Origin of the sequence: Ruegeria sp. SCP11, assembly GCF_040329455.1 — a bacterium.
Taxonomy (GTDB): domain Bacteria; phylum Pseudomonadota; class Alphaproteobacteria; order Rhodobacterales; family Rhodobacteraceae; genus Ruegeria; species Ruegeria atlantica_E.
Genome location: NZ_JBDZYG010000019.1, coordinates 69775 through 84811 on the forward strand (window position 1 = coordinate 69775; position 15037 = coordinate 84811).

The following is a 15037-nucleotide window of genomic DNA, read 5'->3' on the forward strand; positions in this document are numbered from 1 at the left end:
CGATAGGCAAGCGCGCATGAGCGAGACCTATGATCCCCCGAAAACCCCTCTGGACGTGTTGCACGAGGATGCGCAGCTGATTGTGGTGAACAAGCCTTCTGGCCTGTTGTCGGTGCCGGGGCGGGGGGAGCATCTGGCTGATTGCCTGCTGACCCGCGTGCAGGCGGCGTTTCCGCAGGCGCTGTTGGTGCATCGATTAGATCGGGATACATCCGGTGTAATGGTCTTTGCCCAAACACCGCACGCGCAGCGGCACCTGAGCATGCAGTTTGAGAACCGCCAGACCCGAAAGACCTATGTGGCGCGTGTTTGGGGGCGGGTTGCAGAAAAGACCGGAACAGTGGATTTGCCGCTGATCGTAGACTGGCCTAATCGTCCGCGTCAGATGGTGTGCCATGAGACGGGCAAAGCTGCCGTCACCGATTGGCGTGTGGTGAAGTTTGAGGGTGAAACGACTCGCCTTCGTCTGTTTCCCAAGACGGGACGGTCGCATCAGTTGCGGGTACATATGCAGGCGCTGGGCCATCCAATTTTGGGCGACCCCTTCTATGCCGAAGGCCCGGCGCGAGCATTTCCGCGACTGATGTTGCATTCCGAAGAACTGCGCCTGAAAAGCCCCGAAGGTGGGGTTTCGATGAAATTCCGCGCCAAGGCGGATTTCTAAATTTTAGCCGCGCTGGTGCTGTGAATCGTCAGGCTTCGAAGGCCGTGATCCTGCGCCCGGCTGACGCCCCGTGATGGCTGAACTTCGATGCTATGAGGTCGAGGCGCTGTGGACCGGCCTGTCGGTGTTGGCCCATACTGGCATCAACACTCTGCACCCGCCCACCTGTCGTAAGTGGCGAGTATTCGCCGATTTCACCGGATTGTTGCTTGAGCCTGCCTGTGGGCACCGTGATATACTGCACCAAACAAAACACGCCCGATGAACGGGCGCAGGAGCAGAAGGTGACATCATGACGATTTCCAAATTTGTTTTATCTGCCGGGCTGTGCTCGGCCATGTTTCTGGGTGCCTGTACGGACCCCGGCACGCTGAACCTGCCCTCCGATCCTAATCAGAACACCAGACAAGGTGCGTTTCTGGGCGGTCTGGTCGGGGCCGGTGTCGGTGCGATTGCCAATAGCTCGAACCCGGGTCTAGGGGCACTGGCCGGGGCTGCGGTCGGTGCAGCCGGGGGTGGTCTGATCGGAAACCAATTGGACAGGCAGGCGGCCGAGTTGCGTCAGCAACTGGCCAATGACGGCATCACCATCACCAACGCGGGCGACCGTCTGATTGTCACCGTGCCCAACGATATCTCTTTCGACACCGACAGTGCGACCGTGCGCCCGGCGCTGCGCGCTGATCTGGTGCGGGTGGGACAGAACCTGACGAGATACCCGAACTCGAACGTTCAGGTTATCGGTCATACCGACAGCGACGGTGAAGCGTCTTACAACCAAGCCCTGTCCGAGCGCCGCGCCCGGTCCGTGACCGATATCCTGCAGGCCAACGGCGTAAGTGGTGCCCGCATTTCGACAATCGGGTTAGGGGAAAACCGCCCCGCCGCTTCGAACTTGACGCCCGAGGGCAAGGCCCGGAACCGTCGGGTCGATATCGAGATCATCCCCAACGGAAACACATAATAGGAAAGGGGTGCCTTCTGGTGCCCCTTTTTGCACATTGACGGCGCGTCACATGGGCTTTGGAACGCCCGCCGCTTGGGCTAGCTATTGGGAAACACCATAACGGAGTTTCCCGATGTCCGAACCGATCCTACTGAGCCTGTCTGGTTCATTGCGCCAAAGTGCCACCAACCGCAAACTGCTGCGCGAGGCGGCGCGGTTGTTCGATCCCGGCACTCATATCGAGGCCGATCTGAACTTGCCGCTCTATGATGGCGATTTGGAAGACGGCGAAGGCATCCCCGAGGCCGTGCAAACCCTGGCAGACCAGATCGCGCAGGCTCATGCGGTAATCATTTCCACCCCGGAATATAACAAGGGTCCATCCGGTGTTCTGAAAAACGCGCTGGACTGGGTTAGCCGCACCGAAGGCCGCCCTTGGGCCGACAAACCGGTTGCCGTGATGTCGGCAGCGGCGGGTCGCGCGGGGGGTGAGCGCGCCCAGATGGTACTGCGCAGCTATATGGTGCCGTTCCAACCTCGCATCTTGCAGGGGCCAGAGATTCACTTGGCGAATAGTTCCAATGAGTTCGATGAGCAGGGCAAGCTGACCAGCGACCGTTATGAAAACAGTTTGCGGACTTTAATGGAAAAGCTGCGGGCCGAGGCAGGCTTCTAACGCTTGTTCCCCGGAAAACGCCTGCCTAATCTGCCACTATGGCAGAGGAAATACAGACCGACGGGATCGACCCGGCCCGCGCCGCCACGTTTCAGGTGGCGCTGGGGCACGAGGCATCCGTTGTAGCTGGCACGCCGCTACCGCCGTTTTTCCATCAACTTTATTTCTGGTCACCCCGCCCGCCATCGCAATTGGGCCGGGATGGCCACCCGAAGGTGGGTGGTGGATTGATCCCCGACATGGGGCTGCCTCGCCGCATGTGGGCGGGAGGTCGTCTGCAGTTCAACACTCCTATGATCGCAGGGCAGCCGGCCGAGCGCCGATCAACTTGCGAGAATGCAACCTCGAAAACCGGTCGTACTGGACCGCTGGGCTTTGTTACGCTGCGCCACGAGATCTGGCAGAGCGAGACCCTGTGTCTGACCGAGTGGCAGGATCTGGTCTACCGCCAAGATCCGTCCGGCGCTAAGGTCAAATCCGCGTCGCCAACGGCCCGAACCGATGAGACGAACAGCCGAGACGTAACCTTCGATTCCACCCTTTTGTTCCGCTATTCAGCCCTGACGTTCAACGGCCACCGTATCCACTACGATCTGGATTACGCCCGCGACGTCGAAGGCTATGCCGGGCTGGTCGTCCATGGCCCGCTGCTGGCCCAACTTCTGATGCTGTTTGCCGAAGACCTGATGGGGCCGTTGACGCAATTTGCCTTCCGCGCGACTGCACCGCTGATGCACTTTGAAACAGCGACCCTGTGCAGGTCTGGTCAAACTCTCTGGGTGCGCGGCCCCGACGTGCGGCAATGTATGATGGCAGAGGCCTCAACCTAGCCGTTTCTGCATTGTGATTGAGGTCGTACGGTTATAGCCGGGATGGGCTGTTTCACCGGTTTTCACAAATCCCAAACGCGCGAATACGGTGTGATTTTCCACAAGTTCGATCCGGGTCTGCAGTTCCAGAACTGTATGTCCGGTCGCCCGCGCACGTGTTTCGGCCCAGTCCACCAGAGACCGCGCCAAACCCTGACCGCGCCGGGATTGGTCCACCGCAAGTTTGCTCAGATACAGGCGGCCCGGTTTGGCTGTCAGAAACATAACCGCGGTGGGTGGGTTTCCGATTATCCAGACTTCTTCATCTTGGGCCTGCTGCCGCAGACTTTCATCGGTCAGGCGGTGCATTGACGAGGGCGGATCAATGCGCCCTTCCATATAGGCAAAACTGTCCCGGATAAGACGCAAAACCTCGGGCAAGGTCGGGCTGTCGGCGGTCAGGCGTGTGGGGGACCAGTCGGGTCTGCTCACAAAGAAGCCTCCGGCCTGAAATCATCCGGTATCGCGTCCCGACCGTCCAGTATCAGATCGGCCATGACCTCAGCTATTTTCGGGGCCATGCCAAAGCCGATCTTGAAGCCTCCGTTCGCTATGAACTGTCCTTTGTGCAGCGGGTGCGCGCCCAGCATCGGCGCGCGGCTCTTGCTACGGGGGCGGACACCGGACCAACGTTCGATCACCTCGGCACCATGCAACAGTGGCACCGCCCGCGTGGCGCGGTCCAGTACGTCATCCAGGGCGGCATCTGTGCTGGTCGGGTCGTCATAGTCACGTTCCGAGGTTGAGCCGATCGCCAGTGTTCCATCGGCATGAGGCACGATATGAATCGCATCCGCAAACAACTGTGGAACCTCGCCCGCATCAAACCTCAGCAACGCTGCCTGACCCTTGACGCCATTGCCCACAGTTTTCCCGAAGGCCGCACTCAATTCCTGCAAGCCCGCAAGCCCCGTGGCATGGATAACCCGTCCCTTATCTGGCGCGTCCGCCACAACCTCGACCCCCATAACAGCCAGCGCCGAGACCAGAGCGGAGCAGGCGCGGCGGGGATGCATCCGCGCGCTCAATGTGTCGTGGATCACGTAGCCGGTCGGACTGGGTGGGCACCACCCGCCGAGCGCATTGGTCTCGACAACGCGCCATTCAGCCCGGCCCTGCCACAGCTTAGCCGCCGTGGTCGCACGGGTGTGGGCAAGCTCCAGCGTGTGGGCGTCGGCGATGGGTTGCAATCGGCCCAGCCGCGCATATCCCGGTGAGACGCCACCGGTGGCCTCAACCTGTTTCCAGAACGGCTCGGCCATGATCAGGCTGTCGAACTGAAAGGCCTTCTTGGTGTTCCAGTTCTCGGGTACATGCGGGGCGAGGGCGCCGACCAGCCCGCCGCTGGATCCCGCACCGGGGCCGAAAGGATCGACGACCTGCACCTTGGCGCCGCGCCGGGCGCAGGTCCAGGCGATCGAGAGGCCAAAGATACCCGCGCCTCGGACCGTTACATCGACCATTGCCATTCCCCTTTTCCTTGTTCAGTGTCGCGCCGCTTAGCTACAGGATTCCCCGATGGCAGACCAGCGCGCCAAATTGACATGGACTGAGGATCAGATCCCGGTCTCGGAGCGTTTCGACGATCCCTATTACTCGCTGCAAAACGGGTTGGAAGAAACGCGGCACGTGTTCCTTGCCGGCAATGACCTACCCGCACGGTTCGCGCCAGGGTTTCGTATTGCCGAGCTGGGGTTCGGCACCGGCCTGAACATGCTGACTGTCTGGTCCGAGTGGGAAAAATCCGGCCAGACCATGCCTTTGACCTTCACCAGCTTCGAAGCTTTTCCGATGGCTGTCGACGATATGTCCCGTGCACTGGCCGCATTTCCCGAGGTTGCCCCGTGGAGCGAGCGTTTTTTGGCAAAGTGGCGGGGCGGTAGGTGCGATCTGGGTACTCTGCATCTTGAGGTGATCGAAGGCGATGCGCGCCAGACGCTGCCTGCATGGACGGAGGAGGCGGATGCGTGGTTTCTGGACGGGTTCTCTCCGGCCAAGAACCCGGAATTGTGGGGTGCTGACCTGATGCAGCATGTGGCTGACCACACCGCCAACGGCGGCACAGCAGCGACCTATACCGCTGCCGGGTTCGTTCGTCGTGGGTTGGAAGAGGCAGGCTTCACGGTTACCCGCACCCCCGGATACGGTCGCAAGCGCCATATGACACGGGCGATCCGGGAATGACGCAGCAGAACAACTCGCGCGCGGGTATCGCGCTGATGATCGCGGCGACGATCGTGTTTGCCCTTCAGGACGGTATTTCGCGCCATCTGGCTGGAACCTACAACACCTACATGGTTGTGATGATCCGCTATTGGTTCTTCGCGGCCTTTGTGATTGCACTGGCCGCGAGAGCGCCCGGAGGTTTGAAGGCCGCAACACAGACCAGCCAATTGGGTTTGCAGGTGTTTCGCGGCGTTTTGCTTGCTGCCGAAATCTGCGTCGCCGTTTATGCCTTCACGGTACTGGGTCTGATCGACAGTATGGCGGTGTTCATCTGTTATCCGCTTCTTGTGGCCGCGCTCAGCGGGCCGGTTCTGGGAGAGCAGGTCGGCTGGCGGCGCTGGATGGCGATCGGCGTCGGATGCATCGGGGTGCTGATCATCCTGCAACCGGGCGTCGGCGTGTTTAACCCTTGGGCCATCTTGCCGCTGATTTCTGCGCTGATGTTTGCGGTCTATGGATTGCTGACCCGCTATGTCGCCCGCGAAGACAGCTCGGCCACCAGTTTTTTCTGGACCGGTGTCGCCGGGGCCGTGGCCATGACGCTGGTAGGTATGTGGTTCTGGGAGCCGATGGCGCGCGCGGATTGGGCGTGGATGGCTCTGCTCTGCGTCAGCGGCGTTCTGGGACATTGGCTACTGATCAAATGCTATGAAATGGCAGAGGCCAGCGCGGTGCAGCCCTTTGCCTATTTTCACTTGGTCTGGACGTCCATCCTCGGCATTTCCGTCTTTGGCGAGGCGCTGCGACCAGAGGTGGTTCTGGGCGCAGCTCTGGTCGTCAGTGCGGGCCTGTTCACCCTATGGCGCGAACGACGCCAGAGTTGACCCGACCAGCTCCTGCGAGAACGGAATCGGCAGCGCGGGCTGGCCCAGCCGCGCGCGATAAACCGGCAGGCTTTCCGCCACCCGCATCACGTAGTTGCGGGTCTCGCTGAAGGGGATGGTCTCGATCCAGTCGACCACGTCAATCTCACCAGCGCGCGGGTCACCATACCGATCCATCCACGAGATCGGCCGCCGCGGCCCGGCGTTGTAGCCCGCAGCCATCATTACCACGTTACCGTTGAAATCGGCCGCCAGACCAGAGAGGTAATTCGCGCCGAGTTTGGCGTTATACTTCCAGTCCGAGGTCAGATTGACCGTTTTGTGCCCGCTTAGAATGCCAAGCTCTTTGGCCACCAGCTGCGCCGTAGCAGGCATCACCTGCATTAACCCGCGTGCACCTGCGCCGCTAACGACGACCGGGTCGAATTCGCTTTCGCGGCGGGCTATGGCCAGCGTCATCTCTTTCGCCATGGGCAGGCCCATATCGGCAACCGGATGCACCGGATAATAGGCTGCGGGCAGAACAATACCGGATTTCGCCGCCCGTTTGGCGATCATTACCGCCAAATGCGGTTCTTTCATCTCGATCACCAGATCGCCCAGTTGCGTGGCCTGCACCTGATCCAGATCCTCAACCAGATGGGTCAGAAAGCGTTCGGACAGGGTGTCCTCACCAGCGCGCAGCAACAGAAGACCAGCCTCCAGCACGCTGGAATCCGCAAAGTCTGCCTGTTTCCAATGTGGCGCCCGGCGCGGGTTGGCCAGTTCACCGTCAAAGGGCCGTCCGATCCGCTCGGCGGCCAGCAGACCGTAGAAAGAGGTCTGATAATCCGCACCCATCGCATAAGCTTCATAAGCCTTGTCGGCATCCCCCCTTGCGGCATACGCCCGGCCCAGCCAATAGCCGCCGCGCCCTTTCGAGATTGGCGACTGCACCGCGCCCGAGAAGTTCTGGAAATGCCGCACCGCCGTAGCGGGATCATTCAGCTTGCGTAGGGCAAGGAAGCCCGCCAGCCACTCAAGATCCGCGTAGGCATAACCCATTTCCGGGGTCATGTGGTGGTTCGCCGCGATCTGATACGCCCGGTTTGCACTGCCATTGCGCATCTCAAGCCGCGCCAGACGGCGCCGGCCCTCGGCCCATTTGTCAGGCTCACCTAGCGCGTCCGGTCCGGTTGAGCGCGCCAGCATCAGGTCAATCGCGCTGTCATCCAACTCTTTCTTGTCGCGCCACACGAACCGATCAAAGGCCAGCCCCGGAGAGTCGGCGACCGATTTCGGCACCGCTGCTACTTTGCCATCCACACCGGGTTGGCGTTTTTGCAGCGCAATCCGCGCCTCGGCCAGCTTGCGCTGATCTGCACTGACCAGTGACAGCATCTGCCCCGCGCTGACCAGATGGTTGTCCCACAGCATCCGATCCAGCCTTGCCGCGTGGTGGGGTTTCAACAACTTGCCAAAATTCTCAAGGTAATCTTTTTGCAGGCCCTTCCCCATCGGCATGGTGCGCCATGCGGCCACGATATCGGCTTCGGCGTCGCCCTGACGGCCCTTTGCCTTCAATGCAACAGCATAGTTTAACGCGCCTTCAGCTGTTTGAGGCGGCACGTCGGCATAGAATTTCAGCACTCGGTCAGGATCGGCCCCGGTAAAAGCGGGCTCGCTCTTGCGTCGCAACCAAGCCAGACCGGGCCAATCCGGCCTACGATCCAGAAACACCAGCACATCGCCTGAGCTTCCAAAACCCTCGCGCAACCAGTGCCAGACGATGATATCGCGGCTGACCGATCCCCGTTGGCCCGCCACCTGCAGGGCACCATTCCAGTCGCCCTTGCGCATTTCATTCATTCCGGCACGCAGATCTCCCACTGCATCGGCTCGCGCCTGCCCGATTGACCCCAGAATCATTGCTATCAAAAGCGCCAGAACGCGTGTCATGCCTTGCATTTCCCAACCAACCAAGGATACAGCCACTCAGGATAAACCTTGCGCCGCAGGGATCAACTCACATCGCGACGATTGTGATGGCCCGAAGCGCAATAATTGCTAACCGCACACCAAGGAGCGTGCCATGTTCAAAGGCTCAATGCCAGCCCTCGTCACCCCGTTCACAAACGGCGAGTTGGACCTGAAGACGCTCAAACACTTGGTGGAATGGCAGATTCAGGAAGGCTCGACCGGGCTGGTCCCTGTGGGTACCACTGGTGAAAGCCCGACGCTCAGCCATGAAGAGCACGAAACGGTCGTGGAAGAGGTAGTCAAAGCCTCGGCGGGTCGTGTGCCGGTCATTGCCGGTGCGGGCTCGAATAACACGGTCGAAGCAATCCGCTTCGTGCGATTCGCTGAACGGATCGGTGCGGACGCGGCGTTGGTCGTGACGCCCTACTACAACAAGCCCACCCAGAAGGGTCTGATTACGCATTTCCGCGCGCTGCATGATTGCGCGGATATTCCGATCATCATCTACAACATCCCCGGTCGCTCGGTCATCGACATGACGCCCGAGACGATGGGTGAGCTGGCCAAGCTGCCGCGCATCGTTGGCGTCAAGGATGCGACCGGCGATCTGGCCCGTGTCAGTCAGCAGCGCGCCACCTGCGGGCCGGAGTTCTGCCAACTGTCGGGTGAGGACGCCACTGCGTTGGGCTTCAACGCGCATGGCGGCGTGGGCTGTATCTCGGTCACTGCAAACGTGGCACCAAAACTCTGCGCCGAGTTCCAGCAGGCCACACTGGATGGTGACTACGCCAAAGCGCTGGAATATCAGGACCGCCTGATGCCCCTGCACGAAGCTATTTTCATCGAACCGGGGTTGGTTGGTGCAAAGTACGCGCTCAGCAAGCTGGGTCTGTGCAGCGAAGAGGTGCGCTCACCTCTGACGCGATTGGAAAACAGCACCAAGGCCACCATCGACGCCGCAATGGCGCACGCTGGCCTGATATAAGGCCACTTTGATGAAGCAAAGGGCGGGCTCTGGTTTCAGAGTGCCGCCCTTTTTTGTGCTGTGACTTAGCGTTTTCCGTAGTACAGCCCTACCACGTGTTCTGCCTGCGCGAAGAACAGCCAACGAGACACCACGACGCCGATCAGATGCGACAGCACGGCCAGCAGCGCAAAGATATGTTTGACCACAATGCCTGAAACCGGGATCAGGATCAGCAGTAAGGGCAGTGCAAAGGCAAGCCCAAAGGAAATTACCCGCAGTTTCTGCGCATGTTTGCGCCCGACGACGTGGACGAATTCTCTCAGCAGATAGTTGGTTCCCGTATGTGGAGGCTCGAACGCGCGGACCTTGCCCCGAACTCCCAATCCAGTGGCACTGCCCAGAGTCGTTCCAGCCCGGGCGAATGCACCGTCTCCCTGGGCCCAATAGGCTAACTGCACTGCTCCTGCGATGGCCAGAAGCCAAGGCGCTAGAGCCTCGGCTCCGGCCAATAGCGCGCCGCCTGCCAGACTGAATGACAGAAACATTGCTGGTGTCAGATTCATGTTCCAACGCGGGACGGTCTTGAGCTGGGTATAGATCATCGAGGTGGTAAACACCGTGGCCAGGCTGAGGAGCGCACCGATCCACCCCAATACTGTCCAGTGGCTTTGCAGGAACACTGCACCCAACGCGTACAGCGCCATGACGATTAGAGCAGCAACGGCACATATTCCTTCACGGCTAAGCCAGCTGGATTTCCATTGGCTGAATGCTTTCCAGGCACGTTCAGGGTGACCCAGGTGGAAGGTTGAGGCCAGCAAGCCCCCCACCGCCAGAGCATAGGCGATGAAGTAGAACACGAATGCGACGAAACCGGTGACTTCGGGCTGGCCAAGCCCGAGGAAAAACAGCAGCCCGAAGCCCAGACCGGAACAGGTGGTGAAGATGATGACAGAAGGGGCCGGATGCATCAGAGCTTCTCCAGAGTTTTGTCGAGCCAGCCGAGGAACCCTTTTGGCTCTTCGGCGACGGGGGCCAGCAGCGGTGCCAGAATGTCGATCTGCTCCTCGATCTGATCCTTGGGCCGCGGCGGCAGGTACTTGTTGACGGGTTTGGTGCCCATTTCTGGCATCAGGTCCATACCCTCGCGTTCGGCCACCAGCTTGCTGACCTCGCTGCTGGGGTTGCCCAGATCACCGAAATGACGTGCGCCAGCGGGGCAGGTTCGTACACAGGAGGGGACGCGATCCACCTCGGGCAGGTTCTCATTATAGATACGGTCCACGCAGAGGGTGCATTTTTTCATCACACCTTCGGCCGCATCCAGTTCACGCGCGCCATAGGGGCAAGACCACGCGCACAGGCCGCAGCCGATGCAGTCGCTTTCATTAACCAGAACGATCCCGTCCTCGACCCGCTTATAGCTGGCCCCTGTAGGGCATACGGTGACGCAAGGTGCGTCTTCGCAATGCAGGCAGGACTTGGGGAAGTGGATCAGTTGGGCAGGCCCTTCGGCCGGCTGTACTTCGTAGGAATGCACGCGGTTAAGGAAGGTGCCTGACGGATTCGCGCCATAGGCGTCCTGATCCGACAGAGGCGCGCCGTAGTTTTCGGTGTTCCAGCCTTTGCAGGAGATCACGCAGGCATGGCAACCAACACAGGTATCCAGGTCAATGACCAGACCCATCTTGCGTTCTGTGGATTGAGGGAGTTGAGTCATTTGCCTACCTTCCACGCCAGATCTTTCGGGCCAGTGCCAACGGGTGACGTGATCGGGCCAAACTCGGGTTGGCTTTCGGCGTCACTTGGGGCTTCGGCTTTTTCGATTTTTACTTTCAGGTCGAACCATGCGGCCTGCCCGGTGATTGGGTCAGAATTGGCCCAGCGTTGCCCGTCGCCTTTCGGCGGCAGCAGTTCGTGAATCAGGTGGTTCAGCAGGAAGCCCTTGGTGGCCTCCGGTGCATCCTCCTGTAGCGCCCATGCGCCTTTGCGTTTGCCGATGGCGTTCCATGTCCAGACGGTGTTGTCGTTCAGCGCGGCCATCTCCATCACCGGGACGGTGATTTCCCCGTGTGGAGAGCTGACCTTGGCCCAATCACCGTCCTGCAGCCCATGTTCCCGCATTAATTTGGTCGAAACATAGAGCGGGTTGCGCCCGTGCAACTGGCGAAGCCACGCATTCTGAGTGCCCCAGCTGTGATACATCGCCATCGGGCGTTGGGTCAGGGCATTGACGGTGAATCCGTCGTTGCCCTGTTGGTCGGTTTCATACCAGATCGGCAGCGGGTCCATCGTGTCCTTGATCCGCCGGCGCAGGTGCTCGGGCGGTTGCCGGTCGCCGTGGCCTTCGGCCGCCAGTTGGAACTTGCGCATCGGTTCAGAGTAGAGCTGGAACAGGTAGGGTTGTGGGCTGTCATAGATACCCATGTCTACGGCCCAGTCCTGATAAGCTGTGTTCCAAGGCTTGTAGTAATCTGCACCTTCGGGAATATGCGCGACGTAGAACCCGCCATTCTCGATGTAGCGGTTCAGCTGGTCAGGATTGACCTCTCCGCGGCCTTGCTTATCGCCGTTTTCTCCGCGGAACCCGGCCAGCGGGCCGATCCCCGGCTTGCGCTGGTGGTTGACGATATAGTCGGCGTAGTCCTTCCACTTGGGCGTACCGTCTTCGTTGGTGAAACCCGGCAGGTTCATACGATTGGCCAGTTCGATCAGCACCGACTGGAAGCCGCGCACGTCGCGGTCGGGTTCAACCACAGGCCAGCGGATGGCGTCGGCGGCGGCGTCGGCCTCGCAAATCGGGCGATCCAACAGCGAGATGCAATCGTGCCGTTCCAGATAGGTGGTGTCGGGCAGGATCAGGTCGGCATAGGCAACCATTTCCGAGGAATAGGCATCGGAATAGATGATCTTGGGGATGACGTATTTGCCATCTTCGTTGCGGGCGGTCAGCATCTCCATAACGCCCTTGGTGTTCATGGAAGAGTTCCACGACATGTTCGCCATATACATGAACAGCGTGTCGATTTTGTAGGGATCGCCAGCGGCCGCGTTCGAGATCACCATATGCATCAGCCCATGGGAAGACATCGGATTTTCCCAGGTGAACGCCTTGTCGATGCGTTGTGGAGTTCCGCACTCATCCAGCAGCAGGTCTTCGGGGCCGCGTGGGAAGCCCAGATGCGGGCCTTCCAGCGGGCGGCCGGGACGGCGGTCGCCATGTGGCGTTGGATGGGCTTCGACGGGTTTGGGGTAGGGTGGTTTAAAGCGGAAACCACCGGGGACCTCGACTGTTCCCAGAAGGATTTGCAGCACGTGCAGCGAACGGCAAGTCTGGAACCCGTTTGCATGGGCCGAGATACCGCGCATTGCATGGAAGCTGACCGGGCGGCCGATCATCTTCGAGTGTGTCTCGCCCCGGAAATCGGTCCATTCGTGATCCAGCGCGATGGCCTCGTCAAAGGCCACACGGGCGATTTCCGCGGCGATGGCTCGGATACGCTTGGCGGATATACCGCACCGCTCGGCCACGGTTTCTGGGGCGTGATCGTCGGAGAGGTACTTTTCAGCCATCAAGTGAAATACAGGCCGATGGGTGATCCCGTCTTTTTCGTAAGTGGCCGACAGATCTGGGCGAACCCCCGGTTTGTCGAAAGCAGTAGGTTCGCCGGTCACTCGGTCGATCACCAGTGGCTTGCCATCGGAATCGCGCAGGAACAGACCTTTTTCTGGGCCTTCAGAGGCATTCACAAGAACTGGCGCATTGGTGTAGCGGCTGAGGTAATCCAGATCGATCTTGCCCGCCTTCATCAGCACATGGATCAAGGACAGGATGAATAGACCATCGGTGCCGGGCGTGATCCCAACCCAATCATCGGCAACGGCGTTATAGCCGGATCGGATAGGGTTGACCCCGATCACCCGCGCGCCGCGTTTCTTGATCTTGCCGATGCCCATCTTGATCGGGTTGCTGTCGTGGTCCTCAGCGACGCCGAACAGCATGAACAGCTTGGTATGCTCCCAATCGGGTTGGCCGAACTCCCAAAACGCGCCGCCCATTGTATAGATGCCACCCGCCGCCATGTTGACCGAGCAGAACCCGCCATGGGCTGCATAGTTCGGGGTGCCGAAGTTCTGCGCCCAGAATGAAGTGAAGCTTTGGCTCTGATCGCGGCCAGTGAAAAAGGCCAGCTTTTGCGGAGCAGTCTCGTGCAATTCGTTCAGCCACCCGACGGCGGTGCTGATCGCTTCGTCCCACTCGATCTCGCGGAACTCGCCCGATCCTCGCGGGCCGACCCGCCGTAGGGGTTTTCGCAAGCGAGACGGCGCGTTGACCTGCATGATTCCGGCGCTGCCCTTGGCGCACAGAACACCCTTGTTCACCGGATGGTCTCGGTTGCCCTCGATATAGGCGACCTTGCCATCCTTCATATGCACGTTGATGCCACAGCGACAGGCGCACATGTAACAGGTGGTGCGCCGGACCTCGTCCGAAACTTTTGGGCTGGTGTCGATCTGCGGTTGCTGGATGGTCATCTGGCGTCCTTCTGTCGGGGCAGCGTGTCAGGTGAGAAATGTTAATCCGGCTAGGATAAATCCTGCAATAAAAAGAGTTTCTGTAGAGATCAGGGTGTGGACAGTCCAAGTATGGATTGTATCGGCCGGGTTCGAAACCCTGGCCGATAGCAGCACTCTAAAAACGCCTCGCAGGGTGGACATCGCGTCATCGGCGGTAAATCCGACGAAAGTATGCGGTGACCGGGTCAACACGTCTCGGGCGCTGCCGCGGTGTGTTGTGCCTGTACCGCCGTGACGGCGATCATGTGCAGTACGTCATCGGCTGAACAGCCCCGCGAAAGATCGTTTGCGGGTTTTGCAAGGCCCTGCAGCACCGGTCCGATGGCCTCTGCCCCGCCAATGCGCTGTGCGATCTTGTAGCCCAGATTTCCAGCATCGAGATTGGGGAAGACGAACACGTTGGCCTGTCCCTCAAGCGGTGAGTTCTTGGCCTTCTTGCTGGCCACCTCGGGCACGTAGGCGGCGTCGAATTGCAGCTCACCGTCGATCAGAAGATGCGGGCTGGCTGTTTTGGCGATGCGAGTGGCCTCGACCACCTTTGACACTTTGGGGTGGTTGGCGCTGCCGCTGGTCGAGAAAGACAGCATCGCAACGCGCGGCACCTCACCGGTCAGCGCATGGTAGGACGTTGCCGAGGCCTGAGCGATCTCGGCCAGTTCCCGTTCGTCGGGGTCAACGACCAAACCGCAATCGGCAAAGATGTGCACGCCCTGAACGGCGTGGTGATCGCGGTCATAGATCATCAGGAAGAAGCTGGACACCATATGGGCGTTCGGCGCTTTGCCAATGATCTGCAAAGCGGCGCGCACGGTATCGGAAGTGGTTTCAACTGCGCCACCGACTGTTCCGTCCGCCAGTCCGAGATGGACCAGCATCGCTGCATAGTTCAGGCGGCTCTTGATCAGTTCTTGCGCCTTTTCGGGCGTCATGCCCTTGTGCTTGCGCAACTCGTAAAAAGCTGTAGCGAACCGATCTGTGTGGGGGGATGTGGCCGGATCGTGGATCTCGATCCCGTCAACATCCGCTCCGCCTTTTTCGGCCAGCAGAGCGGTCACTTGGGCGTGGTGGCCCACAAGGATGATATCGGCTGCGTTCTCGGCACGCGCTTTCAGCGCACCTTCTACAACACGTGGATCATCGCCCTCGGCGAGGGCGATGATCTTTTTGGAACTGGTCGCAGCCCCAAGAATTTGACGTAGGGGCTTCACAGCGATCAGGCCTCTGTTTGAGGTGTCATGTCTGCGGCGTCGATGCCTGCGACGGCGACGGGTTTTTTCATTGCGTCGCGGCGGAAGGGCTCACCGAGTTCCTGGTTGATCAGGGCTTCG

Annotated in this window: 15 protein-coding genes; 8 read left to right on the plus strand and 7 right to left on the minus strand. The window is 60.1% G+C overall.

The genetic code is table 11. From position 1 onward, the window contains the following. Nucleotides 1-16: 16 nt before the first annotated feature. The 5 genes from ABLN94_RS22145 to ABLN94_RS22165 all read left to right on the plus strand — a co-directional run bounded on the left by ABLN94_RS22145 (nt 17) and on the right by ABLN94_RS22165 (nt 3116). Nucleotides 17-664, plus strand: a complete 648-nt coding sequence (locus ABLN94_RS22145) for an RluA family pseudouridine synthase (RefSeq protein WP_352996513.1) — start codon at nt 17-19, stop codon at nt 662-664. A 73-nt stretch (nt 665-737) separates the two neighbouring features. After that, nucleotides 738-929, plus strand: coding sequence for a hypothetical protein (locus ABLN94_RS22150; protein ID WP_352996515.1), 192 nt, complete (start codon nt 738-740; stop codon nt 927-929). A 27-nt stretch (nt 930-956) separates the two neighbouring features. Next, the gene (locus ABLN94_RS22155; protein WP_352996517.1) at nt 957-1628 is read left to right on the plus strand and encodes an OmpA family protein; all 672 of its coding nucleotides are present in this window, start codon (nt 957-959) and stop codon (nt 1626-1628) included. A gap of 115 nt (nt 1629-1743) precedes the next feature. Further along, a complete protein-coding gene (locus ABLN94_RS22160; RefSeq protein ID WP_170494824.1) occupies nt 1744-2286 on the plus strand; it encodes an NADPH-dependent FMN reductase in 543 nt (180 codons plus the stop codon). Nucleotides 2287-2324: 38 nt separating this feature from the next. After that, complete coding sequence (locus tag ABLN94_RS22165) at nt 2325-3116, plus strand: acyl dehydratase (RefSeq protein ID WP_352996519.1); 792 nt, start codon at nt 2325-2327, stop codon at nt 3114-3116. Here the strand turns inward: ABLN94_RS22165 and ABLN94_RS22170 are convergent. Continuing rightward, on the minus strand, nt 3108-3587 hold the full coding sequence (locus tag ABLN94_RS22170; protein ID WP_352996521.1) for a GNAT family N-acetyltransferase: 480 nt from the start codon (nt 3585-3587) through the stop codon (nt 3108-3110). The genes ABLN94_RS22165 and ABLN94_RS22170 overlap by 9 nt on opposite strands. Further along, nucleotides 3584-4624 carry an NAD(P)/FAD-dependent oxidoreductase gene (locus tag ABLN94_RS22175; protein WP_352996523.1) on the minus strand — a complete coding sequence of 347 codons (1041 nt, stop codon included), beginning with the start codon at nt 4622-4624 and terminating at the stop codon, nt 3584-3586. The genes ABLN94_RS22170 and ABLN94_RS22175 overlap by 4 nt, the downstream gene beginning before the upstream one ends. A 49-nt stretch (nt 4625-4673) precedes the next feature. Between ABLN94_RS22175 and mnmD the strand changes: the two genes are divergently transcribed. Continuing rightward, on the plus strand, nt 4674-5339 hold the full coding sequence (mnmD, locus tag ABLN94_RS22180) for a tRNA (5-methylaminomethyl-2-thiouridine)(34)-methyltransferase MnmD (protein WP_352996525.1): 666 nt from the start codon (nt 4674-4676) through the stop codon (nt 5337-5339). After that, the gene (locus ABLN94_RS22185; protein ID WP_352996527.1) at nt 5336-6205 is read left to right on the plus strand and encodes a DMT family transporter; all 870 of its coding nucleotides are present in this window, start codon (nt 5336-5338) and stop codon (nt 6203-6205) included. The genes mnmD and ABLN94_RS22185 overlap by 4 nt, the downstream gene beginning before the upstream one ends. Here the strand turns inward: ABLN94_RS22185 and ABLN94_RS22190 are convergent. Continuing rightward, entirely contained in the window at nt 6179-8143 is a 1965-nt protein-coding gene (locus ABLN94_RS22190; RefSeq protein ID WP_352996528.1) for a lytic transglycosylase domain-containing protein, read from the minus strand. The two genes, ABLN94_RS22185 and ABLN94_RS22190, sit on opposite strands and share 27 nt — an antisense overlap. Nucleotides 8144-8276: 133 nt before the next feature. Here ABLN94_RS22190 and dapA point away from each other — a divergent pair, with 133 nt between their 5' ends. Beyond that, entirely contained in the window at nt 8277-9149 is an 873-nt protein-coding gene (gene dapA, locus ABLN94_RS22195; protein WP_170494806.1) for a 4-hydroxy-tetrahydrodipicolinate synthase, read from the plus strand. 65 nt (nt 9150-9214) lie between these two features. Here the strand turns inward: dapA and ABLN94_RS22200 are convergent, their stop codons facing one another. The 4 genes from ABLN94_RS22200 to pta form a co-directional block, all read right to left on the minus strand. Next, nucleotides 9215-10102, minus strand: a complete 888-nt coding sequence (locus ABLN94_RS22200; RefSeq protein ID WP_352996530.1) for a dimethyl sulfoxide reductase anchor subunit family protein — start codon at nt 10100-10102, stop codon at nt 9215-9217. Then, a complete protein-coding gene (locus ABLN94_RS22205; RefSeq protein WP_352996532.1) occupies nt 10102-10851 on the minus strand; it encodes a 4Fe-4S dicluster domain-containing protein in 750 nt (249 codons plus the stop codon). Before ABLN94_RS22205 ends, ABLN94_RS22200 begins: the two co-directional genes overlap by 1 nt. Further along, entirely contained in the window at nt 10848-13667 is a 2820-nt protein-coding gene (locus ABLN94_RS22210; RefSeq protein ID WP_352996534.1) for a molybdopterin oxidoreductase family protein, read from the minus strand. The genes ABLN94_RS22205 and ABLN94_RS22210 overlap by 4 nt, the downstream gene beginning before the upstream one ends. A gap of 227 nt (nt 13668-13894) precedes the next feature. After that, nucleotides 13895-14917 (minus strand): phosphate acetyltransferase, encoded by a 1023-nt coding sequence (gene pta / locus ABLN94_RS22215; RefSeq protein WP_352996536.1) that lies wholly within the window; start codon nt 14915-14917, stop codon nt 13895-13897. Nucleotides 14918-15037: the final 120 nt, after the last annotated feature.

Excerpts from the sequence above, each read along its gene's own strand:
- ABLN94_RS22145 (WP_352996513.1), top strand. The coding sequence starts at position 17 with ATGAGCGAGACCTATGATCCCCCGAAAACCCCTCTGGACGTGTTGCAC.
- ABLN94_RS22150 (WP_352996515.1), top strand. The coding sequence starts at position 738 with ATGGCTGAACTTCGATGCTATGAGGTCGAGGCGCTGTGGACCGGCCTG.
- ABLN94_RS22155 (WP_352996517.1), top strand. The coding sequence starts at position 957 with ATGACGATTTCCAAATTTGTTTTATCTGCCGGGCTGTGCTCGGCCATG.
- ABLN94_RS22160 (WP_170494824.1), top strand. The coding sequence starts at position 1,744 with ATGTCCGAACCGATCCTACTGAGCCTGTCTGGTTCATTGCGCCAAAGT.
- ABLN94_RS22165 (WP_352996519.1), top strand. The coding sequence starts at position 2,325 with ATGGCAGAGGAAATACAGACCGACGGGATCGACCCGGCCCGCGCCGCC.
- ABLN94_RS22175 (WP_352996523.1), bottom strand. The coding sequence starts at position 4,624 with ATGGCAATGGTCGATGTAACGGTCCGAGGCGCGGGTATCTTTGGCCTC.
- mnmD (WP_352996525.1), top strand. The coding sequence starts at position 4,674 with ATGGCAGACCAGCGCGCCAAATTGACATGGACTGAGGATCAGATCCCG.
- ABLN94_RS22185 (WP_352996527.1), top strand. The coding sequence starts at position 5,336 with ATGACGCAGCAGAACAACTCGCGCGCGGGTATCGCGCTGATGATCGCG.
- ABLN94_RS22190 (WP_352996528.1), bottom strand. The coding sequence starts at position 8,143 with ATGACACGCGTTCTGGCGCTTTTGATAGCAATGATTCTGGGGTCAATC.
- dapA (WP_170494806.1), top strand. The coding sequence starts at position 8,277 with ATGTTCAAAGGCTCAATGCCAGCCCTCGTCACCCCGTTCACAAACGGC.
- ABLN94_RS22200 (WP_352996530.1), bottom strand. The coding sequence starts at position 10,102 with ATGCATCCGGCCCCTTCTGTCATCATCTTCACCACCTGTTCCGGTCTG.
- ABLN94_RS22205 (WP_352996532.1), bottom strand. The coding sequence starts at position 10,851 with ATGACTCAACTCCCTCAATCCACAGAACGCAAGATGGGTCTGGTCATT.
- ABLN94_RS22210 (WP_352996534.1), bottom strand. The coding sequence starts at position 13,667 with ATGACCATCCAGCAACCGCAGATCGACACCAGCCCAAAAGTTTCGGAC.